Origin of the sequence: Sphingomonas sp. CFBP 8765, assembly GCF_014841445.1 — a bacterium.
In the GTDB taxonomy this organism is placed as follows: domain Bacteria; phylum Pseudomonadota; class Alphaproteobacteria; order Sphingomonadales; family Sphingomonadaceae; genus Sphingomonas; species Sphingomonas aerolata.
Genome location: NZ_JACYTY010000002.1, coordinates 106674 through 129771 on the forward strand (window position 1 = coordinate 106674; position 23098 = coordinate 129771).

Here is a 23098-nt window from a genome sequence, read left to right on the forward strand (position 1 = left end):
ATAGAAAGACGTCAGTCGGACACGGGAGCGACACGCCCGTGACAAGCGTCAGGAAAAGCGGTGCGGGAAGAACCTCCGGACATGAAGCTGGTGCGGGCCGCTCAGTACGTGCGGATGTCGACCGACCTTCAAAAGTACTCGACCGAGAACCAGGCCGAAGCGATCGCGGCATATGCCGCCAGGCGGGGCATCGAAATTGTCCGCACCTATGCGGACGAAGGTCGCAGCGGACTGAACATCGCCGGGCGCGATGCGCTCAGACGTCTGATCGACGACGTGCAGAGCGGCAATGCCGACTACCACGCAATTTTAGTCTACGACATCAGTCGCTGGGGGCGCTTCCAGGACGCCGACGAGAGCGCCTACTACGAATTCATCTGCCGGGAACGCGGCATACACGTCCACTACTGCGCGGAGCAGTTCGACAACGACGGCAGCTTCCAGGCGAACGTGATCAAGACCGTCAAACGGATGATGGCCGGCGAATACAGCCGTGAACTGTCCACGAAGGTCTTCGCGGGGCAGTGCCGCCTGATTGCTATGGGCTATCGGCAGGGCGGCCCAGCAGGATACGGCCTGCGTCGATATCTTGTGAACGAGCGCAACGAACCCAAGACGCTCCTCGCGGCCGGCGAACAGAAGAGCCTCCAGACGGACCGCGTCATCCTTGTGCCGGGACCGGACGTCGAGATCGAAACGGTGCGCCGGATATACCGATGGTTTGTACTCGAGCATAGGTCGGAGCGCGAGATCGCGACCGCCCTCAACGGCGAAGGCTTCGTCACCGATCTGAGCAAGCCATGGACCCGCTCGGTCGTCAGGCAGATTCTGAGCAACGAGAAGTACATCGGGAACAACGTCTACAACCGCGTCTCCTTTAAACTGAAGAAACAGCGCGTGGTGAACCCACCGGACATGTGGATCCGGCGGACCGGTGCGTTCGAGGCGATCGTCGATCCGGGGCTCTTCGAAGCCGCGCAGACGATCCTCGCTGAGCGCGCCCGGCGCTTCTCGGATTCCGATCTCCTGACCATGCTGTCGGACCTTCTCTCCACCAAAGGCGTCCTGTCGGGCATGATCATCGACGAGGTCGAGTCGATGCCATCAACGGCCGCCTATCGACATCGGTTCGGCAGCCTGCTGAGGGCATACCAGCTGATAGGCTACACCCCCGACCGCGACTTCCGCTACGTCGAGACCAATCGCCAGCTTCGCCTGATGCACCCCGAGGTGGTCGCGAGCACCGTCTTGGGCATCGAAGCGGTCGGCGGCCATGTCTCGGTCGACGGAACGACCGATCTGCTCGTCGTCAACCACGAGGTAACGATCGCGCTCGTTATCGCTCGATGCCGGACGACCGCCGCCGGATCGCTACGCTGGCGGGTCCGCCTCGACGCTGGTCTGCGGCCCGACATCACAGTCATCGTTCGCCTCGCGCCGGACAACAGGACGGTGCGGGACCACTATCTCCTTCCGTGGATCGATCTCGGTGCCGAGCCCCGTTTCGGCATGGGAGAGGACAACGGCATCATGCTCGATGCTTATCGCGCCGAAGACCTCTCGCCGCTGTACCACCTGCTGCGCCGTCACGCCGTGGAGTACGCGCTGTGACGCCCGACATCATCGACATTCCCATCGCCTCCATCGAAGTGCTGAACCCCCGGGTACGCAACCGGAAGGTCTTCGAAGATCTCGTCGAAAGCATACGCGCGGTCGGACTCAAGCGCCCCATCATGGTCAGGCGTTCACCAAACGGCCAGGGCTTCGAACTGATCTGCGGACAAGGTCGCATGGAGGCATTCGTCAAGTTAGGCGCGACCGCGATCCCGGCCATCGTCATCGAAGCCACTCGCGACGAATGCTACGTGATGAGTCTCGTCGAGAACATGGCGCGCCGCAACCTGTCCCCGCTCGAGCTGATCCGCGAAGTGGGCGTGCTACGGCAGCGCGGCTACAGCCATACGGAGATAGCGCGGAAGGTCGGCTTCAGCCCCGAGTACGTCTGGACGATCAACTTCCTGCTTGAGAAAGGCGAGGAACGGCTGCTGGACTCCGTTGAACGTGGTGTCATTCCACACACCATTGCGGCCGAGATCGCCCGTGCCGACGACGCGCAGGTGCAACGGTCCCTTACGGAGGCGTACGAAGCGGGGTCGTTACCGGGCGCTCAGGTTCTCGCGATCCGGAGGATCGTCGATCAGCGGAACCTGATCGGCAAAGGCATCAAGTCCGTTCGAACCGGACCGAAACGCAGCCAGCCCACAACCGCCGCTGCGCTCGTCCGCGCCTACCAAAAGGAGGTCGAGCGCCAGCGACTTCTGGTGAAGAAGGCAACGCTGACGGAAGGACGCCTCACGTTCATCGTCGGCGCGATGGGCAAGCTGCTGGCGGACGAGCATTTCGTCACGCTTCTTCGAGCCGAAGGGCTGGCCAGTCTCCCTCATCCTGTCGCTCAGCGCCTGGGCATCGCCGGAGACCCGACGTGAAAGATCCGATCCGGATATCGTTCGCTCGCGAGGTGTTGGACCTTCGTCTCGACGCGATCCTGCCGGTCCGCCCAATGACGGTCCGCATAGTCGAATCAAAGCGCTATGTCCGCATCGCGACCTCGGTGCGTGAGATCGGCATCGTCGAGCCACTGGCCGTCACGGTCGCCGATAGGAACGGACGGCACATGCTGCTCGATGGCCATCTTCGTCTGCATGCGCTGCGCGAAGCGTCTGTGGAGTCGGCTCCGTGCATCGTCGCTGACGACGACGAAGCCTTCACCTACAATAAGCGGGTGAACCGTCTGGCTACGGTGCAGGAGCACTACATGATTACGCGTGCCCTCGATCGTGGCGTGCCGGCCGCCATGATTGCCGCGGCGCTGGGCATGGACGAAACGCTGGTCGCCCGCCGACGGACCATGCTCGACAGAATATCCTCCGATACCGTCGAGATACTCAAGGACAAGCACGTTAACGCGGTCGTCTTCGACATCCTCCGCAAGCTGAAGCCGGAGAAGCAGTTTGCGGCGGCTGAGATGATGGCGGCGATGAACAACTTCACCGCCAGCTACGCTCGAGCGATCCTGGCCGCGACCCGTCAGTGCGATCTCGCCAAACCCGATCAGCCTAAGAAGATACTCGGCGTCACGCCGGAACAGATGGCGCGAATGGAACGTGAACTCGAAACGCTCAATGCCGATTTCCGCGCTCGGGACTCCAATTTCGGCGACGACGTCCTCGAACTCGTGCTTTCGTCGCGCTACCTGAAGCGGTTGATCGGCAACGACAAAGTCGCGAGCTACATCACGTCAAGGCATCCTGAAATCATGAGCCAGTTCCAAGCCATAGTTGACGCGACCTCTCTGGATGCCAGCTAAGGCATTGCTCGGACGTCGCCTAAGCCGTTTTCAACATCTGCACTGATAAACGATCCCCGTTGGGCCGAAGCTAAAGATGTAAGACCTGGTTGCCCCGGTTCTGGCAGCGGTAAAGGTCGGGTCGCTGCGTTCGGTTAAATCTTGGCCGGCGCTATCCAGCCGATCCGCGCAAGCGTGCCGAGCAAGGTCGAGCGCGGCACCTTGAAGGTTCGGCAGACAGACGCCTTGCTGGCCCCTCCCTCCAGTGCGGCAGTAATCCGTTCGAGCGTTTTGGCCTCGATCATCGGCGGTCGGCCACCTTGGCGTCCTCGACGTTTGGCTGCAGCCAGTCCTGCCATTACCCGCTCGCGGGTCTCCCTTACGGCGCGTCGGTTGCGGGAAGGTCGGCTTTATGCTGTCAATGCCGCAGCAGTCAGTGCCCGGTAGAGCGTGGCATGGTGGCACTTGAGCAGCTTGGCTGCTTCGCGCACCGAGGTGCCCTCACTCACCAAGCGCTCGCCTAGAGCGACCTGATCAGGTGTGAGCTTGGGCGGGCGCCCGAAGCGGACTCCCCTCGCCTTGGCCGCCACCCGCCCACTGCTAGTACGTTGGCCGATTAGCTCGCGCTCGAACTCGGCGATGCCGGCGAACACGGTCAGTACCATGCGACCAGCTGGCGAAGTCGTATCTGCCCAGGGTTCGGCCAGCGAGCGCAGGCCGGCTCCCACATCCTTCAACGTCTCGGCGATGTCGAGCAGGTCACGGGTGGAGCGTGCCAGCCGATCAAGCCGCGTTACAACGACCGTGTCTTCGTCGCGCAGCTGGTCGATCATCTTGGCCAGTTCGGGCCGGTCACGCTTCGCGCCCGAAATCTTCTCCTCGAACGTCCTCTTGCATCCAGCTTCCTCCAACGCGGCGCGTTGCTGCCGGAGGTCTTGGTCATCGGTGGACACACGGGCGTAGCCAATCAGCATGTCGCATAACTGCATCGAAATGAAAGAGTTATGCAACACACTTTTGCGACATTTACGGACTAGGGAACAGGTGCATTGGGAGCGCTGTCGCGAAACTTAGCATATTTGCGACACGAGGGCGCCGAGCTTTGGGGATCTGCCGCATGCATGCCATTGGTGGTACGATGATCGTATGCTGAAAATACGGATGAAGCGGGACGCGGAGCAGAACGCGGGCGCGATGAAGCGTCTCACGCAGATCGAGATGTCGATCATAGAACTCGGAAACGAGGACCTACTCGATCTTGCCGACATTTTTAGGGGGAAGCCCAAGACGGCTATCGCGCAGTATGCCTTCGCTGAGATGGCCCGGCGCAAAATCAGCCTTTAAGCCGCCTGGACAATCCGGCCGGTATGACGGCTTTCGCCCATTTTCCGACATTCCGATCTAATCTATCACCTCTCGTATGGTACGAACTCAAAGATGCGTCACCGCAATCACAACGGCTTGGTTGATCCTATCAAGCGTGGCCTTGGACGCCCGACTTCCAAGTTTTGACCAAAGGTCAGTGCCATCCGCGCCCCCGGCTGAATACGACCCTATATCCGGTCCGTTTTGGGCTAGAGTAAGCGAGAAGGGCGAACTCGACGATCCGGGGGTGATTGCTAATGCTACCGCGTCTTGGGCCGGACCGAATTTGTCTTCCTTTATATTATGCTTCCAACCGGGAGCTGATCGTGACGGCTGGCAGATTGCGGCTAATGCCTTTCACAACGTTTCGGTTAAACTCAAAGAACAGGGCGCGGTGACAGTTGTTATAGACGGAAAGCGCATCTGTGGCGCCGCTCCTTCGCCCTCAATGGGAAGCAAGCCGCACGTTGAAATCCACGGCGTAATTCGCAGTTAGCGCCGTGGGTTTATGTCCGCTTACCTCTCCATCCCGGACATTCCTGATGCAAAAGTCAAAAGTTTTGCATCAACAGGGCACCATAAATTACCTGTCGACTGATGCTCATTTGGGGGCGGAATAAACCACGTCGATCGCGCGGACATGGTAGCGTCCAGGCGGCAACAGCAAGCCGATGTCCTCACCTGGGCGGATTGCTACTCGATCGATCGGGACCGAGGTATCCGGTTCACCTAAGGGGCGGGCCTCGATCACACGCCACCCCTTTGCCGGTCGCAATTTGCGGGGAATGGTAATGATCCTGTCGCCTGCCATCTTACGCCAATCCGGCCGTCCGCGCGTGAATCGCTCGGTTGGATGGTCGATGATTAGATCGAACGTTCCGGCGGGTTGGTCCGAAGGTAAGGTCGCGAGCCGCATGGTTTCGCTACCGCCCCGGCATGTCGTTTGTGAGATAGTAAGAGGATCAATACCGGTCTTTTCTTTCAGCCGTGCTGCCATCCATTTCTGACCATCGGCCCGAGGAACTTCGGTTGCATGCGAATAGCCGACATGAATCAACAGCTTGGCGGCCGGGTAACTCTTTACGAATGCCGCTAGGTTGTTGGCCTGGGCTTCTTCTCGAAAAGCAATCTGCTGGCTCTGACTGACACCTTTGCTCGGCTCGTTGTGTGTGTTGTCCTCATAAGGCAGCAGGCGATAGCCAAGAGCTTTGGCTTGCCGCCCGAGCCGCCCGTAGCCCGCCTCTGAAGAGTAGTGGCCGTCGTCATCGGAAAGATAGGGCAGGTCCGGATGGCCAAGAAGCGAGGGCAGATACCGCTGTGGTACAGTAGCCGGCGGATTCGATAGCGTTTCCAGCCCCAACGTATCGTAACCCAGTGGGCGCAGGCGTCGTGCTACTTCCGCAGTAAACCAGCGGTGACGCGATCGTTCGTGGCTTTCGTTGATAATGACTATGGAAGTCTGCTCGGCTCTACGCACGATTTCATCTAGAGCCGCTGTCGCCAGTGCAGATGGTGAGCAGTTCGTGGGTTTATAATCGTCGCTAGATGCTGCGATTAGATCCTCACGCCCGAACAGGCTGAGGGTCTGTGTGTCGCCATCCGATACAATGGGATGGTCTGGATCGATTTCCGACAGGCTCTCCAATTTCCAAGAGATCATGGAAGGCAGACTATTTACCTGAACGATCTCGAATGGCTGTGAGAGTATTACGCGCTGCCCCAGGACACCGGGTTGGTCTGTTGCACACGAGCTAAGCGAAGCAACAAAAATTGCCGCGATGAAATTTCGTGAACTCATATCTGGAATAAGTAAGCGCATATCGAATGCTACCGATCACCTTTTCCGATTTCAACTTCTTTGGCGACAGTGAGAGCTCCCGCGTTTTTAAGCTTCTGATGCAAAAATCACGGATTTTGCATCATGCGGAAAACAGCCGAATTGCAGGCGCTTCCATGATGCATAAATCCAATGCACAATCGGGGCATGATTTACGGCTACGCACGCGTCTCATCCAACGGGCAGGATCTAGCCCAGCAGCTCGCCCAGCTCGATGCGGCCGGCTGCACGAAGGCCTATCGCGAGAAGGTCAGCGGCGCGACTGCCGAGCGGCCCCAGCTCAAGCGCGCGATCGGCTCGCTCGATACCGGCGACGTGCTTATGGTGACGTCCACTGATCGCCTTGCCGTAATACCCGTGACCTGTTGAACATCCTCCATGCGGTGAAGGAAGCCGGTGCTGGCTTCCGCTCGATTGCGGAGCCAATGGTGGACACCACCTCGCAGTTTGCCGATGTCATCATTGCGGTGCTGGGGGTTGCCGCCAGCTATGAGCGCCATCGTATTACCGAGCGCACCGCTGCCGGCAGGGGCCAGGCCAAGGCCCGTGGCGTCAAGTTCGGCCGACGTGCTACCCTTCCCCTCACCAGCAGACAGAAGCGCCACAGCGGCTTGCAGCTGGCGACACGCAACGCACTGTCGCAGCGCTGTTCGACGTCGATCAGGCAACAATATCGCGGCTGCATCGAAATCAGGGACGCTAACAGCGGGGTGGCCTGTTTCTCCCGCGATACATGATGGTAGCGGTGGTCGGCTTTGATCGAGCATTCACGGCCACGCTCAACGAAAAACCGGTAGCATCGTGATAGTTAGCGAAGTGAAAACCAGGGCGGCGCTGAACGACAGAACGCTTTAGGCCAGATTTCTGAGCTTGCCTGTCATAATAACCGGCAACGTTAGCTAGGGTCGACGACGTTGAGAAGCTGTACCCCCGATAACAGCCAATGGCTTGATCGCGGAGCAGAAAGTTAGCCCCAGCCGGTGCCTTATAATTGAATGTTTCAGCCAATGCCGGCGATACAATGACGGCAGCGACGAGCAACGCTGCCAGTGGATTTGATAGGTTCATAATTTACTGCCCCCTGTTCCCTGTCGATCCTAACGGCAGATTTGACTGCTACAACGCATCGGAGATGTGCATCAAAATTCAGACCACGGTTCTGCCCTTCATCGTATGATGCAAAACTTGTGAGTTTTGCATCATTGGGAAACGATCTTCCGTTCTTGGTTTAGCGAGCTATCACTAGGATCTACTGATTAAGGAGAGAGCCTGTGCTGCCCCTTCTAGCGCTAGCGATGGTCGTCAGTGCCAGCCCTGATCCTGCTCCTTGCTCTGGTGCAACAACTACACAGGTGAACGACTGTCTCGCAGCTCGCTTCGGCGAGGCAGATGCTGATCTAAACCGCTATTACGACGTGGCAGTTCAGCGAGTTCGCAAAGACGGTGGGGAGCCTGTAGCCAAAGGTTTCATCCAAGCTCAACGGTCATGGCTATCGTATAGAGAATCTGAATGCGGTGCGATTTTTGAGAAGTATCGGGATGGCACAATCAGGACGAGCATGGAGGCCGGGTGCCGCATACGCCTAACGCGCTTACGGACTTATATGATCTGGCGTAACTGGCTGACTTATGCTGATAGCACGCCTCCCTTACTACCTCGCCCAGCCATCGATAGTGCACTGTCAGATGGTCGCGGATAGCTGAGGGTACGCGCTTTCACGGCATTATCGTTGATGCAAAAATTTTGATTTGTGCATCACGAATGGCCGGATGGGTGGAAAGCGGAATGGCGGCTTAGCGCCCGCCAGTGCCGTCCCGGAAGCCGCGTTCGAAGTCGTGAGCAGCGTCCTTCAAGCCAGCATATTGTGTGATCGCCACGAGGACGACAACTGCGGCAACCAAAAGGTGCCTTCTTCCAGTTCGGCGACGTTGATCGGAGGCGTTCATGGGATCAGTCCTCACTTGATAAGTCGCTTCATCCTATGCCTGCGTCAGATTGCAGGCAACCGAGGCTGCAGGCAGCATAGCCTTCCATCCTCAATAAGCGACGGCTTTCAGGCACCGCGACAACCGTGCTGAACGGCGACAATGGGCGGTTTCGACCGTTGCAAAAGGGACCCCTTTTGCGACGCGACACAAGCCGTTATCGGTTTCGAATGTCGCAAAAGCAGCGACATTCGAGACGTTCGAAACTCAGGACTCGCGCGACATGGTCGAGCAGAGTCCGAAAGCAGGCAATTCGCTAATCCCCAAAGTCAGTCAGTCACTACCTTGGTCGCTCACCAGAAATACCGAGCAGTCTGGTTGCTACTACATGGCATATTAAGAAGTGCGGGTGTATACGTACATTTGTGTCAATGCTTATTCAGCAGGGCCAGGTGCCGTTTAACTCGTGGGGCATTCCTTCGCCGGGCCTGTACGAATCTCAATCGCATGGTTTGGTGAAGCCACTGCTTCAGCGTGCCATGGCGCTGGCAAAGGTTGGCGCTTGGTCCTGCAACCTTGCAGATAGCAGCCTGAGTTGGACCTCCGCTGTCTATGATCTGTTCGGGTTATCGCCGAACATGCTCCTCGACCGGCGGCAGACTGTCGAAATGTACGCGGAGCATTCCCGCGACGCGCTAGAGAGGCTGCGCGCCCGGGCGATCGCCGTCGGCGGCACTTTCACCCTAGACGCGCAAATCACCTAGGCGACTGGCGACATGCGGTGGATGCGCATTACCGGCGAGATGAGCCGCACTGCATGTGGCAAACGTCTCCTGTACGGCTTGAAGCAGGACATCACAGAAGAGAAGTTGCGCTACGAGACGCTGCGACGGCTTGCGGAGAATGACGCCCTTACCGGGCTGGCAAGCCGAACTGTCTATGAAAGCCGCTTCCTAAACAGGCAACCCGGCGTCGCACCAATCAGCCCGCTGGGTGCCCTGATTCTGTTCGATCTGGATGGCTTCAAGGGGATCAACGACCGATTGGGGCATCTGGCTGGAGATGCTTGCCTCAAGGCCTTCGCAGAGCGGCTTTCCACGAGTTTCCCCGAAGCGCTGCTGACCGCGAGAATAGGCGGCGATGAATTTGCCGTAATCGTCAGTAATGATGAACCATTATCCTTGATAAAAGCAAGTCTGGACAGCCTCCAGTCCCTGCTGGCCGCACCCGTCCTGTGGCGGGAACATATTTTTAAGGTGGCCGCCACAAGCGGTTTTGCCCTCCCAACCGATCCATATTGCTATGACGCCGAAGAACTGTTCGTCCGCGCCGACGCTGCGCTCTACGCTACCAAGAGAACGGGGCGGCGCGATCGAGCGTCTGACCGGCCCCTATAAAAAACGGGATAAAGTCCGAGTCAGACTTTAAGCAAATAATACTGGAAAACGTTCTGGCACCTAATTATCAATCTTGGACACCACGGCGTCGCATAAGTCAAAATCCAGAACTTTCGCGACAACTTACGAGCTAAGGAGTTCGATCGCGCCTCTCCAATGTTGGGGAGCCTAGTCTACCGGGTTGGGTGCCGGCACCCGTATAACCGACCGGCCATGACGTTCAGCTTCCAGCGGCGCAGTCCGATGATAAGGTTCAGAGATTTGGCGGTGTCATGCATTGCAGTTGCAGAGATAGCTCTGCTTGCTTTCCAGTTCCTGTCTTGGCGAACGCGCGCTTCAAGTGAGTACGCACCGTTTCTGACGAGACGCCAAGCTTGCTTGCAACCATAGACAAGCCATTACCTTCAGCTACTAAAAAGGCGACATTAGCTTCGGCCGGCGTTAGGTCGTATAAAATCTGTAGGAAACTTGGTTTTAGCGAGGATGTATTGTGTAGTTTATCAATTACAACAAGTATGGTATCATAAGAAAATACGTCTTGAGCAGATCGTGAGGTTGGTAGCAGGTGGAGAACAAAAGGGGATTGGTCAATTCTTCTGACGGCAATCGATGTCCCTATTGAAATATCTTTGGCTTTGAGAGCGGATAAAAATCCAATATTTGCGTTTGGGTTTAGTAGCCTCATACGGCCATCCCTCAAATCGATCGCATCGTCTTTGTTTTGATTGAAAAGCGCATTCGAACTTACCACATAAGCGTCAGCAGTTATGATAGCAGCTGCTGCTCCAATCGCTGCCAGTGCATCAGTTGCAGCTTGTGCTTGAATGAGTCGCATTTGTGCCGAGATGGCCGAAGCTCGTGCAAGGTGAGGGCGTAGCCGGTTAAGTGCTAAAACAGAGTTACTTGCTCCAAGATAGCTAGAAAAGCCCTCGAAGGTAATCATCAGGCCGTCTGTTTGGATGCCTTGGATAGCTGTGCCAACGCCCTCATCAAATCCTCGTGGTCTTAGAAAATCAGTGTAGATCGGCAGGGTCTCCAGCTCATTCGGACTCATTAAGTCATGATCCGTCAAAAATCCTGGGTGTCGAGATGCGGCTCTACATCGAACTGCGCGGAGGTTCTGATCAACCCATCCCTCGTCAACGAACTCCCGCATCACTGAATCGAGGCTAGAAGATGCCGTCCATTTCTCCGCGCTACCTGACTTAATCATCAAGAGTCCGCCACGCGCCCCAACGTGATGTGCCAGTCGGTCAAGGGTTCTAGGCCACAGAGAAGGCATAAATCCCGCTTCGTAGATCAGATCGGTCAATACATCAGACTCGTCTCTCATGTGCGCTCCAACATGATGAAACCGCGCGGATGATATCACCCATACGGGTGACGCGCTGCCATTTACCATAACGTATGACCCGTGGTGAGGGCGAATCTAAGATTGTTCGAAGATCCGGGCTGTCGATGGGGGCGCTGCTATGATCCTGCCGCCGTGCAGTTTTGCTGTGCGGGGGTAGTAGATCCGTGGTTACGGCGTCGGTGACACCGTAACCGTTATCATGAGGGGGCAGTCATGACGGTAGGTTCTAGTCAGCTTCGCTTTTGGATTAACATGGCGCTAGAGTGCATCCGACGCGATCATACGTTCCGCGTACCCTGCGCACCAATTAGCGAGGGCGATCAGCGTGGCCCATTCCTAACCGCCCGGGCGCTTGGCATGGCACTGGGCGCACTTCACGACGCCCATGCTTTGGCTGCCGGCCGACCTCCTCTACTCACTATCCCGGACACAGGTAGCTTGGGCGGGCTGCCGCCGATCATGACCGCGGCCGCGGCTTGCCATCAGGTTCTATTACACCGCTACCCCAAGCAGTCGCGCCTGCTCGACTATGCATGGAGACAGTGGTTCGAACTTTATGGTCTTGGCGGTCACGCAGACGCCGAAGCCGCAGGGCGACGTTTTGGCACCGCAGTCCACGAGTTTGGTGCGGACGATCCAGTAAACGCAAAACAGGGGATGTTCGCACCTAGTCCTGGGACACCGTACAAGCACATTGCCCCCCCAAACGAGGCGACTCAAGGTTACTCAGGCGGTGAGTGGGGCAAGTCGAAGCGTCTGCTCGCTACCCGCCTCGCCTATTTCCCTTCACCGCCTGGTCGGGCATCGACTACCGCCGTCAACACCACACCACACTTCCAAGCTGATTTTGCGAAGGTTGCTGCCAAAGGCGCGGATCGCCACACTGGCACCCGTACCGCCGAAGAGGAAGTCGTCGGCATCTTTTGGGGCTACGACGGGGCGCCGGAGCTTGGGACGCCGCCGCGCCTTTACATGCAGGTCGTGTTGACTGTGCTAGATGTCATTGAAGCACGTAAGCCGGGAAAGCTCGACATCGGTGAGGAGCTCGCGATCATCGCGGGAGTCGCGATCGCCATGGCCGATGCGGGTGTCGAGGCTTGGCACTACAAGTACAGTGATGAACATATGATGTGGCGGCCGGTCGTCGGCATACGGAACGCCGTAGATGGAAATGGAACGCCCATTCCTGGATGGCTGCCACTAGGACGACCCGACACAAACAATAGCGGTCAAGGCTTAACGCCAGACTTTCCGGCATATCCCTCTGGTCACGCTACTTTTGGAGCGTCCGCCTTCCAACTGTTACGACTATATCTAGTCGAAAAGGGCGTTGCGAAGTTTGACGGCAAAGGTGTGGATAACATCCACTTTGACTTCACGTCCGACGAGTACAACGGCCGTAACACCGACCCGCGTACATCGTTTCCGCGGGAACACCTGACCCGATCACACAAGAGCCTATGGCAGGCCATTACCGATAATTCGCTTAGTCGTGTTTACATTGGTGTGCACTGGCAGTTTGACGGGATCACAACAAAAGGGAGTGATGGGGACGGCGAGTTCGGGATACCGAAGACTCCCGCAGATTTAGGTAAGCGTGGTGGGGTCTGGCTTGGTGGACAGATCGCTAACGAGGTCGCCGCAAAGCTCGGCGTTACATCGACAACAATAGCCGCTTCACATTTCTCGTAAAGCCTAGAACCCTGCCAGTGGCTAAAGTAAGTTGCGACATTTCAATTTACGAAGACTGGCTGTAATATGTGGCAACCATGTGTTGGTCACAATCATCAGGCATAATCTCCAGATATAGCAAGTAAGAAATTCTGATTGATGACCATACATAGGTAGGCTCAGCTTACGAAATTGATATGGACAGTTGTGACGATTAGCTGATGCAACGGAACGCCGCAGATTAATCGTATGGGCAATTCTAGTATTCCACGCCTATAAATCGAGCACGTTCTAGTCGGTTCAAATCTTCGCGGAGAGACTCGCTATGAAGCGTTCAAACTGTGCCGTTGTGTGCGGCAGTGGGGGTGACATGGATTACTTTTATCAGGGGGCATTAAAGCGGCTGTTGCGAAGTAGACTATCTATGCAGTTATTGGCGTCTGGTCCGATAATTGCGGGCGCAGCGCTCTTAAGTAGTTGTGCCGGAACGAAGGTCGGTCGTATCTCGAACCCGGCATACCAAGTAGACGGGCGCTTTTCGGACGCCAAGGCACAGGGCATCCGCTATTACGAGAGCGCTCCATTCCTGCTGGTCTACAGCGACGGCAAGGGCGGTCTCGTCAGCAAGCTCCTGTTCCTCCCGGATCTCACCCAGAAACGAACGGTCGACCCCTATGCTCTGCTCGCCTCTAACAACACGACGCTGACCTTCACTAACGGCGTCCTGACCCAAGGGAAGACGGTGGTCGACGAGACCATCGTACCCAAGGCGGTCGTCGGCGCACTGGAGAAAGCGGCAGGGGTCGCGCTAAAAGCCTTCAACGTCGCAGGCGGGGGTGCCAGCGGCAACTTGCCTCCGCCGCTCCTCTTCAAGATCATACTGAAGAACGGATCCGCGAGGCTGGCGGGAGGCAAGAGCGTGGGGTCGGACGGCACGCCGCGAGCCATCGGCGTAACGGTCTCGGCACCGAACAAGGAAGGCGGCGAGGGGGAGAATTCGAAGGCTGCAGCAGAATCTCTGCCTGCCCCAGAGGAGGACAAGCGATGAGCAAAGTCTGCACGCTGGCGTTGACCGGCATGCTCGCCAGCACGGTCGCGCTGTCCGGGTGCTCGACTTTTGTCAGGAGCCAGATCGCCACCCCCCGGGCGGAAGGTATCGAGTATTCGCTGCCGGTTCCCATCATCCGGGTTACGCCCCAAGCGAACGGTACGATGACGGTTGATGTGGAGTATCTGCCGGATCCCGACAACACCTACACCTTGAAGACATCCTCCTTCCTGTCGTCATACGCGCTCGACGTCCAGCGCGAGAACGGCATGCTCAAGAGCGTGTCGCTTGACGCCAAGTCGGACGCCGTCGCAGCCGCGTCCGTCGAGTCCGCGGGCAACCTCGTCAAGGCGCGGGCTGAAGCGGCATCGAAGGAAGACGAGGCGCAGGCGACAACGGCCAAGGAGCAGATGAAGGCGATCGAGGACGCAGGCCTTGCCTTAGCGATTGCTGAGGCCAAGGTAAAAACTCTCGAAGGCAGCGGCGCAACGGACCAGCAGAAGCTGGAAGCTAGGATCGCGGCGGATGAAGCCTTGGCCAAGCAGCAGTTCCTCACAGAGGCGGCGAGCGCGAAGGCACAGGGTGCGATGAACGTAATCGATGGGGAGGCCTTTCCCCAAGCGGCCGGCCCAGTGCTGTTCCGCGTGGTTCCGATCGGCACCGACGACGTGAAGCTGGTGGCGTTCGACGGCCCGGCGGCGTTCGCGACGTCGTCCCCCACCGCGCCTGCCTCGGCGCCTGCGGGCTCGGGAGACTTATCGATCGCACTTGAAGGTCCGTCGGTCCTCCGTCGCACGGGCGCTCCCCTGAGTATCACCCTCACGACCGATCGCGCGATGAAGTCCTTCGATCTGTCCAGGTCCAAGCTTATCGCGATCGGCACGGGCGCAACGAACCGCATCGCGCTTGTCACGAAGGCGGAGGTAAGCACGGGCTCGGCCTCTGGAAGGATCGTGCTCACCCTGAGCAGCGCTACGCCGCCGGGACGATATAGCCTATCCCCCTCGCTGATCCTGGCGGACGATCAACCGGGAATGACCGATCCGATCGACTTCACGGTGCAACGGTGATCGCGTTCGAATGTCTGCTGGCACGCCTGACTGCACAGGTCGGCATTCCGACGTTCGCAATGAACGGCGAGGAGCAGGTGCTGCGCGACGTTTTCGATCAAGGCTCGGCTGGCGACATCCAGCTCAGCATCAACAATGCGCCCCTCAATTCTCCGATGAGCAACGCGAAAGGCTTCCACTCGCTCGACCTGCACCTCGCCTTACAAAATCTTACGCAGAACGTGCCGGGCAAGCCCGCCAACAAGATCGCCGTTATGTTCGCCGACTTCTACGCTCCATATCCTCAGGCGCTCGGCGTTATGTTTGATAGAGGCTTCGAGACGCCCGATGATCCGAGTAGCGCAAAGGCGTTCCGTGCGGTGCCCCGAGAGGGTTGCGCGGTCTTCCTCGGCGCAATCACGCAGTACCGGAAGTCCGACGCTGCCCGTCAGGCGGAGGCGCTGTTCACCACGATTCACGAGCTCGGCCACGTGTTCAACCTGCAGCATGCCAACCACCCCGCCAACTTCCTCGCGCAAAGCGTGTCAAAGCCCTATCCTCCGGAGAGCTACCAATTCTTGCCGGCGCACCGCAACATGCTCGCGCACTGCTCATCTTCACCATTCGTGTGCCCCGGAGGTTCCCCCTTCCAGTCGACTGGCATGTTCGCGAACCACAACTCGCAAGTTCGGCGGGCGTCGTCGCCGCCTCAATTCGGGCTCGAACTCGCGATCGGGATGGGGCAGCGGGAGTTCTGGCCGTTTGAGCCGATCGAACTCGACGTCACGCTCCGCGTGGCGAACGGCGTCGACCGCAGTTTCAGGGTGCCGGACACACTGGACGCCGGATACGACACCTTCGCCGTCTGGATTGAGGAGCCGGGGGGATCGAGGCGGAGACTGCAGTCGCCGCGCCGATATTGCGGTGCAACGCGGTCGCGTCAGATACGGCCAGGCCGGCCGTTCAGGCGCGACCTGAGCATCTTCGGGGAGGCCGGCGGCTATACCTTTCGCATTCCCGGCATTCACCGGCTGTGGGTTGATTTCGAATACAGACACGGTACCCGGTTGCGCTCCAACGACCTAGAGGTAAACGTGCTCCCAGCCGATGGAACGCCCTCTTACCGTTCGGTGGCGAACGCATTGGCTCGGCGCAGGAGCGCAGGAATCCTCTACCACCGCCTCCTTCGACGAAATGACCCGCATGTCCTCGACGAGCTTGCGGACTTCGCGGTGGGAGCGGACAAACCCAAGTCTGCCGGATCGATTCTGTATGCAGTCGCCCGCGCTAAAGCCGAGTTGGCTATACGGGATGGTGAGGCCCCCTGCAGGTCGGCAGCGGAGATGCTTCGCCGTGCCGCAGATGAACCCGACATGGGTGAGCACCAGCGCGAGTTGGCACGCAAGCTGACGGTCAGGCTCGACCGACGACGACGGCGAACTCAGACGGAGGCCACGGTAGCAGGCTAGCCCGACGGGAGTGATGTCAGACCGGCAGACGTCGAAACCTGGCTAGTCGAAGAGCGCCTCGCGACCGTGCGCATGTATCCTTCGCATCCCAAGCGGCCATAGCGTTCACTTTCTCGATGCCACGGGCTCGATCTCGCGATCGTGGAGACAGACTGATCAAGTCTTCCGAAAGGCCGTCATCTGCGGGAAAGGCTAGCTAGGCGATCAGCCCACGCCTAAATCCGCTTGTATGTCGCAGAAAGTGGGACATACGCGACGCCCAAAAGTCAGGACTTCCGCGACAATGCCGCGGAAGTCCTGTGTGGTACGGGCTTTAGGTGCCTTGCTCAGATGGTGATCTCACCCTCGTCGCTACCATCCCAGTATCGGATCGCCTTTGCATCGACACGGATCATCACGACACCAGGTGTGTCGATGCCCTCGGGAAAGTACCGATCGAGATCCTTGGTCCAGTGATCGGCGAATGCAGCCTTGTCCTCGATCAGCGCAGCGGCACCTTCGACAGTTACAAACAACGGGGGACCGCCGAGCATACCGACGGCACCGGTATAGCTAAGCGTGACGTGCGGATCGGCACGCAGGTCAGCAATCTTTCGCGAGTTTTGGTAGGCGAAGAAGTAGCTGTCGCCTCGGTATTCGACATCGCCGTTGTTGCTCATCGGGCGGGCTGTTAGGGTGCCATTGGGTGAGCGAGTGGCCATCATCGTGAAGTCCAACTTTGCCATCTTTTTTGACAGGTTGTGTAGGCTGAGGTCGGACATCGTGTTGCTCCTTCAATGTGGGGTCATGAAAGTTTGCCCAAGCGGTTGCAACGAACGTAGTGGCGTAACAGTCGCGTGCGCCGATACGACTATCGGTACAATCGCGAACAATTTTTAGAAAATTGACAGGTAAGGCAGGGGCTCCTCCCCAGACCTGCCGAGCCACTCTGTTCCCAGTAGTTGCTACGAACCGCTGCTCACAACTGCAGATAACGATCCGTCCGGATTGCGCCCCTCACGAATTAATACAGCATCCTGTTGCACTTGTCGGATATCTTGCGGGCTGCCTTCTCTAGCCGGCGGAAGCGCAACCTCGGCAATTCCCCCGACGTTAGCCGAACCATGGAGCGCACCTGCTATCTCGCGATCAAATTCGCCTGCTTCGATAGCGGCCCGCATGTTCACCAGGTAATCGGCAAAGCGGTCAGCGGGAATGAAGTTCGTCGTTTGACCACCGATCGTCAGTGTCGCCCCATTTCGCGTCGTAGGCGTGAAGGCAACATGCTCGCCGTCACGGACGAACCATGTTCCTGAATGAACACCGTCAGTCGCCCATGCCTTTTCGGCCAGATGTAAATCCTGCAAAACCTCGTCGCGGTCGGAAATTGGGTCAGCGGATGGCGACGAGACGACATCCTTCAAAGCAGACTTGGCCGCGTTAACAATGTTTTCTAGTGCCATTTCACTTCTCCAATACTGCTCCGGGACGTTATGAACGCAACGGTCTAATTCGCAGATTGGGCGCAGGTTCACTGGATAAAATCGCCAGCGCCTTTTTCGGACAAATTTTAGAAAGTGCATCGTTTCTACAGCGATAGAATGACCGCATTCGTGATGCAGATATCCTTCTAACGAATCGCGAGGCTGAAAAAGCAGTTAAAAAGGCTGATTAAACCTCCGGGTTGAAAAGCTAGGATCACGCTAGCGTTCTTTTTATGTTCCGCTATAATCCGGGTATGGAACACGCACTCGAGTCGATGCACGACGGCGCACAGCCGTTCAGTTAGACTCACACTCTGATTGCCGAGATCTTGCCAGAGCTTCGGCCTTACGAGATGCAGAACATCTTTTTCCAATGCTTCGAAGACGGTCCTGAGACCCTCCTGGCACCGATCGAAGCAGAGTTCGCGCGGCGTGGGCTGTGCCGTACGGCAAGTTCTCGACCGATTGCTTCTGATGGCTAGCGTGATTTCGCCGGAGCGGATTGCGGCCATTATCGAGAACGCGCCTGCATGGGATTTGATCGGCCTTACCGCCCCGCGCGAGGGACTGAGAGCAGACGCACGCCTGGAAGTGGCAAGGCATGTCTACGGCACTCTATATCAGCCTGTAGACGCTGAAACGGCGCAGATGGCTTTGCCCTGGTGATCCTGTGGGCAACACGTGGTTTAGGACGCTGGGGATTTCACGAAGCACGAAGCTAATGTGGGGTGCGTATGCTCCAAATGCGGGCGTAAGGGGGGCGTGCACCGCCTGGTTCTAGCAAGATGGTGCTACCTCAAACGCAAGAACATGTCGGTCAAATGCCTCCCCGGATATCTGCGATGTTTGGCTTGCGACAGTAGGCCAAGCAGGATCGCACCGACGCCACTACCGCCGTCCTTTCTCGGTTACGGTCAGGACGAACGCCAATGGAAGCGCTTCGAGCGGAAGCTGAGAGGGTAAGGTGGGCTTCTTGTAGGGGCGGGCGTCATCACCGACTATGCCGCTGATGCCGGGGCGACCGTTCACATGGTCCAGCATCACAGACGAGCGCCGGGGAACACACTACAAGCTAGGCAGTTTCTAAATACGCTGGAAGCGTCCTGCCCTTTCGGGGGGAACGGCGGTGAGAGCTCGCAATGCCCTGTCGGTCTTCAGATTGGCAGGGCATTTTCGTAACTATGTACGGAACCGACGCTGGCCTGTACTGTTGATATCATAACCGGCCGGGCACCCTCCCCCCTTGGCCCGCTGGTTCTAAAGCGCCCCGCTGCCCCCCCGCAGCGGGGTATTTTATTGTCTGGGTCCTTTTGGACAATGGGCCAATTAGGCGTTTGCATTCGCAAAGATGGCTTGAAAATGTCAAAGCCAGAGATCCGTCGGAGCCGTTTTGGCATGTGACGGGTTGGTGCGGCATGTCCCTATCAACAGTCCCCTATGCACTCGCCGTTGACGATGACCCGTTCATCCTCATGGATGTCACAGGTATTCTCGAAGATGCGGGTTTCCGCACTTATGAAGCGGATCACGGCGATGCTGCGATCGCGATGCTCCCCGAGTACGCGCACACAATCACCCTGCTCTTCTCAGACGTCGATATGCCGGGCGATACTAACGGGTTCGAGCTCGCCCACCACGTGGCAGAGAACTACCCCTGGATCGAGATCGTCATCGGCAGCGGCCACCTGCGGCCGAAAGCGAATGATTTGCCCGAAAAGGCGACATTCGTGTCCAAACCGTTCAATGCGCAGATGATCCATGGCCATCTCCGCGAGACCCTGCCCGATGGCAAGCTGCCAGAGCCCCTGAAAAAAGCGGTCTAGACGGGCGTTCACACCGAACCCAAGTTGCCGAACCGATAACAATTGCCGACGTGTGTTAGGCACGAATAGCGATCTGCAAAGGACGAGGGAGTCCACGGGACTATCGGTGTTGAGTTGAGGCTTAAAAGACCAAACCGGATCAACTTACATATAAAAGGGTGCCACTTTGCTGGCGTTATATCTCCGGTGACTTCTCAATCGGGGGTTCACTCAGCCGTTGATGATCGTCAGGCAGCGGTCTCATCCATCAAAGCGATATCACAGAATAACTTTTTGAAGGTTGTACGATTATTCAGGGAACCCTACTTGCCTGTCAGCTAAATGGAGTATTCAATGCCCGACGATACCTACCAGCCCAACGCTGTTGAACTCGCTACCGAGCTGACAATCGCTTGGCTCAGCAATCCAAATACCCGTACGTCGGCCGACGACGTTCCTGCATTTCTATCGCAGATGCACAGCAGCGTTCAGTCGCTTGTTGGCGGTTCGCAGACCGAAGAAAGCCATGCGGAGGAGCCCAAGGAATACGTTGGCGCGGTAACCGCCCGTAAGTCCCTCGCCAGCCCCGATCACATCATCAGCATGATCGATGGCAAGCCGTACAAGACGCTGCGCCGTCACCTCGCCACTAACGGCATGACGCCAGTGGAATATCGCGAGCGTTATGGCCTGAAGGCTGATTACCCCATGGTCGCTCCTACCTATTCGGAAGCGCGCCGCACCATGGCCAAGAGCATCGGCCTGGGTCGGAAGCCCGGTCAGACGAATGAGGCCAAGCCAGAGGCGGCAAAGCCTTCACCGCGTAAGCGCAAAGCCGACGACAGCGCAGAGTGATTGCAGGCCGGCCTTTAGAATTAAAGGCCGGCCACCCCAAGCGGTTATTTCTTTTGCTCTCCTTGCGGCACGCCGTTGTAGGGAGTTGCGCTGTTCTCGTCAGGCTTGGCGTCGAAAGAATTGGGCCGCTTGTGATCGTTGCAAGCACCGAGCGTGAGCAGCATGCCCATTAGAAATACGCGCATTTGATGTACCAGTATGATCAACCACAAGGTTGATCCCTATTGTGGTCCGGTTCGCCTCCATTAGGCAGTTGAACTGTGACGGTAGAGCCTGACAGGAAAACGGCTATCCCTCTTGGAGGGTTTTCATCACTGACGCTAGGTTTCCCTTGACAACAGCATAATTGCCCTTCTCAAAGTTTACGGCACTTGCATCATTGCCACCCTTGAAACGGCGCACAAAGTTTACGCGATCGACGTTTATAACGATCGGATCACCCTCAAGACTGTAAAATTCCACGTAACCGTTCACTCGTATCCCCCAACGACCGCGCCTAAATGCACTGCGTTACACATTGTCAGCCGTGTCCGGCGATCTCGCGGCAATCAAAGACGCTATTTCAGCTTCGTCTATCGTCCGATTTTCCCACGTGTCTTCCACCGCAATCGACTTTTCGTCATCGCGCATTGCGATCATTTCAGCAGCGGTAGCGAGCGCTTCGTCGAAGCTGTTTCGGTGAACACCCAGCGTGGACATCTCGCCGTCTTTACGGATTACGTAACGCATTAAATTAGCTCCTGTTGATTGAGACCACTAACCCAACCGAACAGGAATCCCTATGCGCTTGGTGCGGTCCAGCCGATCCAGGCCAGCGTGCCGATCAGCGTCGAGCGCGGTACCTTGAAGGTCCGACAGACAGATACCTTGCTGGCCCCACCATCTAGCGCGGCTGTAATGCGTTCGAGCGTTTCGGTATCGATCATCGGCGGGCGACCACCCTGGAGTCCGCGACGCTTTGCCGCAGCAAGCCCAGCCATTACGCGCTCGCGCGTCAGCGCGCGCTCATACTGTGCGAGTGCGCCGAAGAGGGAGAACAGCAGTTCGCCGTGTGGCGTGGTCGTATCCATCTGCTCGGTCAGCGACCGGAATGCGATACCGCGCGTCTTCAGATCGGTGACAATCGCCAGAAGCTGCGGCAGAGAGCGTCCAAGCCGGTCGAGCTTCCACACGATCAGCGTGTCGCCCGGGTTCAGATAGTCGAGGCAGGCTTTCAGTCCTGGCCGATCGTCGCGCGCGCCGGATACCTTGTCGGTAAGGAAATGACGATGATCGACGCCGGCTGCGACTAGCGCGTCCCGCTGAAGATCGACCGTTTGGCGGTCACCAGTCGACGAGACCCGCATATATCCAACCAGCATGTACGACAAACCCCCGAAAGCACGTTCTCGAACACTCAATCAAAGCGACAGGGTTTGTCGAATGTTACGACCGAAGGCGGCGCTTATTGAGCGAAGGCCGAGACCGGAGATGTCGTAAATCATGTGTTTCCCGTCATCACCTCGGATAGCATCTAGTGCCTGCAATATACGCCAGTCATCATTGACGTTTCACAGCGCGGTTCCTCTCACAGATGTCGCGAAAATCGGGTTAAGCGACAAAGGGCTGCAACGATCATGCCGCTGTGGTTCCTACGGCGGTGTCAGCTAACGAGCAGACCCGGTAAGAGCTGTTCGGCCTCAGTACGGCTAAACAAACCCGAAGCCTGAGGTTTAACTCCATGAGTTCTAGCGAAATTGCCAACTGCGCGCCGGTACAAAACTAATTTTCGGCTCATCTCACTCGTGCTGATTTACCTTCGAGCTAATTCATGGGCCGCATCCATAGTTATCTCCCGAAAAGCGGAGCCGGGCCCAAGCGGGAACTCTGAATGGCGACTAAAATGCGGGGGGCTGATGTTCATCATTTAAGCAAGGTCGTTACCATGCAGCCGCTGCAATCCATGCCTTTGGTCTGCTGAAAACATTCGAGTAAAAGAATGCTCTTAGATCTAACCGTTATGGCCCAGCAAGCGTTGGATGAGCAGATCGCACGCATGATCCGGACCCTGCGGCGTCAGCGGATCGCGATAATACTGATCGGCCTGGCCGGCGCCGCGATCAAACTTACGACGTTGTACCCTCACCTTTAGTGCTTGCGGCACGCGACTATCGTCATCGCGCAACCACCTTGATCCTGTTCCTCCTGCTGCCACACAATCATTCTGCAATGACGTTGATACGACATAGCCGGAACAACTGGTTAAATGACAGGAAAGGGCCGCTTTGTGGCACTGCCCCCGCTCTGTCACGTAGATGCTCGGGGCTGTTGATAAATGCGCCGCTAGTGGCCGGGTACGCTTGGGGGCGGAATGACACCCCAAGGCTTTGCGATCCTGTCCCGACTAGGATTGAATAACGGGACGGCCTCAGCCGTCCCAAATGACGTTAGTGGGACAAAACCGACGTTCGTGAGCCGGGCCCGGAATGGCAGGTTCCCATCCAACACCTGACATTCCTGAAGCCCCGATCGTCGGT

23 protein-coding genes and 1 pseudogene are annotated in these 23098 nt (G+C 57.5%); 15 read left to right on the forward strand and 9 right to left on the reverse strand.

The genetic code is table 11. From position 1 onward, the window contains the following. Positions 1 to 81: 81 nt before the first annotated feature. The 3 genes from IFT87_RS05000 to IFT87_RS05010 are packed head-to-tail and all read left to right on the forward strand — an operon-like array spanning position 82 to position 3367. Complete coding sequence (locus IFT87_RS05000; RefSeq protein ID WP_249403219.1) at positions 82 to 1611, forward strand: recombinase family protein; 1530 nt, start codon at positions 82 to 84, stop codon at positions 1609 to 1611. Continuing rightward, positions 1608 to 2486, forward strand: a complete 879-nt coding sequence (locus tag IFT87_RS05005; RefSeq protein ID WP_192007783.1) for a plasmid partitioning protein RepB C-terminal domain-containing protein — start codon at positions 1608 to 1610, stop codon at positions 2484 to 2486. The genes IFT87_RS05000 and IFT87_RS05005 overlap by 4 nt, the downstream gene beginning before the upstream one ends. Then, positions 2483 to 3367, forward strand: coding sequence for a plasmid partitioning protein RepB C-terminal domain-containing protein (locus tag IFT87_RS05010; protein WP_197975158.1), 885 nt, complete (start codon positions 2483 to 2485; stop codon positions 3365 to 3367). The genes IFT87_RS05005 and IFT87_RS05010 overlap by 4 nt, the downstream gene beginning before the upstream one ends. Positions 3368 to 3501: 134 nt before the next feature. Here the strand turns inward: IFT87_RS05010 and IFT87_RS21000 are convergent, their stop codons facing one another. Together IFT87_RS21000 and IFT87_RS05020 are read right to left on the reverse strand one after the other, a co-directional pair. Beyond that, on the reverse strand, positions 3502 to 3651 hold the full coding sequence (locus tag IFT87_RS21000; protein WP_446740628.1) for a hypothetical protein: 150 nt from the start codon (positions 3649 to 3651) through the stop codon (positions 3502 to 3504). A gap of 105 nt (positions 3652 to 3756) precedes the next feature. Next, a complete protein-coding gene (locus tag IFT87_RS05020; RefSeq protein WP_192007784.1) occupies positions 3757 to 4320 on the reverse strand; it encodes a recombinase family protein in 564 nt (187 codons plus the stop codon). 172 nt (positions 4321 to 4492) lie between these two features. Here IFT87_RS05020 and IFT87_RS05025 point away from each other — a divergent pair, with 172 nt between their 5' ends. Continuing rightward, positions 4493 to 4690, forward strand: a complete 198-nt coding sequence (locus IFT87_RS05025) for a hypothetical protein (protein ID WP_056677650.1) — start codon at positions 4493 to 4495, stop codon at positions 4688 to 4690. Positions 4691 to 5312: 622 nt separating this feature from the next. Here IFT87_RS05025 and IFT87_RS05030 read toward each other — a convergent pair. Beyond that, entirely contained in the window at positions 5313 to 6530 is a 1218-nt protein-coding gene (locus tag IFT87_RS05030) for a hypothetical protein (protein ID WP_192007785.1), read from the reverse strand. Between the two features lie 165 nt (positions 6531 to 6695). On the opposite strand from IFT87_RS05030, the pseudogene IFT87_RS05035 reads away from it, so the two are divergent. From IFT87_RS05035 to IFT87_RS05050, 4 genes and pseudogenes are all read left to right on the forward strand, one after another. Continuing rightward, positions 6696 to 7251 (forward strand): annotated as a pseudogene (locus IFT87_RS05035) (recombinase family protein). Positions 7252 to 7843: 592 nt separating this feature from the next. After that, positions 7844 to 8248 (forward strand): lysozyme inhibitor LprI family protein, encoded by a 405-nt coding sequence (locus IFT87_RS21005; protein WP_192007786.1) that lies wholly within the window; start codon positions 7844 to 7846, stop codon positions 8246 to 8248. 651 nt (positions 8249 to 8899) lie between these two features. Then, positions 8900 to 9238 (forward strand): hypothetical protein, encoded by a 339-nt coding sequence (locus IFT87_RS05045; protein ID WP_206757223.1) that lies wholly within the window; start codon positions 8900 to 8902, stop codon positions 9236 to 9238. Positions 9239 to 9259: 21 nt separating this feature from the next. Continuing rightward, positions 9260 to 9871 carry a GGDEF domain-containing protein gene (locus tag IFT87_RS05050; protein WP_192007788.1) on the forward strand — a complete coding sequence of 204 codons (612 nt, stop codon included), beginning with the start codon at positions 9260 to 9262 and terminating at the stop codon, positions 9869 to 9871. A gap of 253 nt (positions 9872 to 10124) precedes the next feature. On the opposite strand, the gene IFT87_RS05055 is transcribed toward IFT87_RS05050, so the two are convergent. Then, positions 10125 to 11204, reverse strand: a complete 1080-nt coding sequence (locus tag IFT87_RS05055) for a helix-turn-helix transcriptional regulator (RefSeq protein ID WP_192007789.1) — start codon at positions 11202 to 11204, stop codon at positions 10125 to 10127. Between the two features lie 378 nt (positions 11205 to 11582). Between IFT87_RS05055 and IFT87_RS05060 the strand changes: the two genes are divergently transcribed. The 4 genes from IFT87_RS05060 to IFT87_RS05075 all read left to right on the forward strand — a co-directional run bounded on the left by IFT87_RS05060 (position 11583) and on the right by IFT87_RS05075 (position 16462). Then, positions 11583 to 12917 (forward strand): vanadium-dependent haloperoxidase, encoded by a 1335-nt coding sequence (locus IFT87_RS05060; protein WP_192007790.1) that lies wholly within the window; start codon positions 11583 to 11585, stop codon positions 12915 to 12917. A 403-nt stretch (positions 12918 to 13320) separates the two neighbouring features. Continuing rightward, complete coding sequence (locus IFT87_RS05065) at positions 13321 to 13944, forward strand: hypothetical protein (RefSeq protein ID WP_192007792.1); 624 nt, start codon at positions 13321 to 13323, stop codon at positions 13942 to 13944. Next, complete coding sequence (locus IFT87_RS05070; protein ID WP_192007793.1) at positions 13941 to 15014, forward strand: hypothetical protein; 1074 nt, start codon at positions 13941 to 13943, stop codon at positions 15012 to 15014. Before IFT87_RS05065 ends, IFT87_RS05070 begins: the two co-directional genes overlap by 4 nt. Beyond that, positions 15011 to 16462 (forward strand): hypothetical protein, encoded by a 1452-nt coding sequence (locus IFT87_RS05075; protein ID WP_192007795.1) that lies wholly within the window; start codon positions 15011 to 15013, stop codon positions 16460 to 16462. Before IFT87_RS05070 ends, IFT87_RS05075 begins: the two co-directional genes overlap by 4 nt. Before the next feature lie 326 nt (positions 16463 to 16788). Here the strand turns inward: IFT87_RS05075 and IFT87_RS05080 are convergent, their stop codons facing one another. Together IFT87_RS05080 and IFT87_RS05085 are read right to left on the reverse strand one after the other, a co-directional pair. Continuing rightward, positions 16789 to 17223 carry a pyridoxamine 5'-phosphate oxidase family protein gene (locus tag IFT87_RS05080; RefSeq protein WP_192007796.1) on the reverse strand — a complete coding sequence of 145 codons (435 nt, stop codon included), beginning with the start codon at positions 17221 to 17223 and terminating at the stop codon, positions 16789 to 16791. A 183-nt stretch (positions 17224 to 17406) separates the two neighbouring features. Beyond that, positions 17407 to 17904, reverse strand: coding sequence for a hypothetical protein (locus IFT87_RS05085; RefSeq protein WP_192007797.1), 498 nt, complete (start codon positions 17902 to 17904; stop codon positions 17407 to 17409). A gap of 495 nt (positions 17905 to 18399) precedes the next feature. On the opposite strand from IFT87_RS05085, the gene IFT87_RS21010 reads away from it, so the two are divergent. The 3 genes from IFT87_RS21010 to IFT87_RS05095 all read left to right on the forward strand — a co-directional run bounded on the left by IFT87_RS21010 (position 18400) and on the right by IFT87_RS05095 (position 20582). Further along, entirely contained in the window at positions 18400 to 18591 is a 192-nt protein-coding gene (locus IFT87_RS21010; protein ID WP_446740629.1) for a DUF6771 family protein, read from the forward strand. A 749-nt stretch (positions 18592 to 19340) separates the two neighbouring features. After that, entirely contained in the window at positions 19341 to 19748 is a 408-nt protein-coding gene (locus IFT87_RS05090; protein WP_192007799.1) for a response regulator, read from the forward strand. Positions 19749 to 20081: 333 nt separating this feature from the next. Beyond that, positions 20082 to 20582: a MucR family transcriptional regulator gene (locus IFT87_RS05095; RefSeq protein ID WP_192007800.1), complete on the forward strand. Its 501-nt coding sequence runs from the start codon at positions 20082 to 20084 to the stop codon at positions 20580 to 20582. A 510-nt stretch (positions 20583 to 21092) separates the two neighbouring features. Here IFT87_RS05095 and IFT87_RS05100 read toward each other — a convergent pair. The 3 genes from IFT87_RS05100 to IFT87_RS05110 all read right to left on the reverse strand — a co-directional run bounded on the left by IFT87_RS05100 (position 21093) and on the right by IFT87_RS05110 (position 22746). Continuing rightward, a complete protein-coding gene (locus tag IFT87_RS05100) occupies positions 21093 to 21311 on the reverse strand; it encodes a hypothetical protein (RefSeq protein WP_056405815.1) in 219 nt (72 codons plus the stop codon). Between the two features lie 50 nt (positions 21312 to 21361). Beyond that, positions 21362 to 21943 (reverse strand): recombinase family protein, encoded by a 582-nt coding sequence (locus tag IFT87_RS05105; protein ID WP_192007801.1) that lies wholly within the window; start codon positions 21941 to 21943, stop codon positions 21362 to 21364. Positions 21944 to 22572: 629 nt separating this feature from the next. Next, positions 22573 to 22746 (reverse strand): hypothetical protein, encoded by a 174-nt coding sequence (locus IFT87_RS05110; protein ID WP_192007802.1) that lies wholly within the window; start codon positions 22744 to 22746, stop codon positions 22573 to 22575. Between the last annotated feature and the right edge of the window lie 352 nt (positions 22747 to 23098).

Coding starts and splice junctions, on each gene's coding strand:
- IFT87_RS05000 (WP_249403219.1), top strand. CDS start 82: ATGAAGCTGGTGCGGGCCGCTCAGTACGTGCGGATGTCGACCGACCTT.
- IFT87_RS21000 (WP_446740628.1), bottom strand. CDS start 3,651: ATGATCGAGGCCAAAACGCTCGAACGGATTACTGCCGCACTGGAGGGA.
- IFT87_RS05020 (WP_192007784.1), bottom strand. CDS start 4,320: ATGCTGATTGGCTACGCCCGTGTGTCCACCGATGACCAAGACCTCCGG.
- IFT87_RS05025 (WP_056677650.1), top strand. CDS start 4,493: ATGCTGAAAATACGGATGAAGCGGGACGCGGAGCAGAACGCGGGCGCG.
- IFT87_RS05030 (WP_192007785.1), bottom strand. CDS start 6,530: ATGCGCTTACTTATTCCAGATATGAGTTCACGAAATTTCATCGCGGCA.
- IFT87_RS21005 (WP_192007786.1), top strand. CDS start 7,844: ATGGTCGTCAGTGCCAGCCCTGATCCTGCTCCTTGCTCTGGTGCAACA.
- IFT87_RS05050 (WP_192007788.1), top strand. CDS start 9,260: ATGCGCATTACCGGCGAGATGAGCCGCACTGCATGTGGCAAACGTCTC.
- IFT87_RS05055 (WP_192007789.1), bottom strand. CDS start 11,204: ATGAGAGACGAGTCTGATGTATTGACCGATCTGATCTACGAAGCGGGA.
- IFT87_RS05060 (WP_192007790.1), top strand. CDS start 11,583: ATGGCACTGGGCGCACTTCACGACGCCCATGCTTTGGCTGCCGGCCGA.
- IFT87_RS05065 (WP_192007792.1), top strand. CDS start 13,321: ATGCAGTTATTGGCGTCTGGTCCGATAATTGCGGGCGCAGCGCTCTTA.
- IFT87_RS05070 (WP_192007793.1), top strand. CDS start 13,941: ATGAGCAAAGTCTGCACGCTGGCGTTGACCGGCATGCTCGCCAGCACG.
- IFT87_RS05080 (WP_192007796.1), bottom strand. CDS start 17,223: ATGTCCGACCTCAGCCTACACAACCTGTCAAAAAAGATGGCAAAGTTG.
- IFT87_RS05085 (WP_192007797.1), bottom strand. CDS start 17,904: ATGGCACTAGAAAACATTGTTAACGCGGCCAAGTCTGCTTTGAAGGAT.
- IFT87_RS21010 (WP_446740629.1), top strand. CDS start 18,400: ATGGCTAGCGTGATTTCGCCGGAGCGGATTGCGGCCATTATCGAGAAC.
- IFT87_RS05090 (WP_192007799.1), top strand. CDS start 19,341: ATGTCCCTATCAACAGTCCCCTATGCACTCGCCGTTGACGATGACCCG.
- IFT87_RS05095 (WP_192007800.1), top strand. CDS start 20,082: ATGCCCGACGATACCTACCAGCCCAACGCTGTTGAACTCGCTACCGAG.
- IFT87_RS05100 (WP_056405815.1), bottom strand. CDS start 21,311: ATGCGTTACGTAATCCGTAAAGACGGCGAGATGTCCACGCTGGGTGTT.
- IFT87_RS05105 (WP_192007801.1), bottom strand. CDS start 21,943: ATGCTGGTTGGATATATGCGGGTCTCGTCGACTGGTGACCGCCAAACG.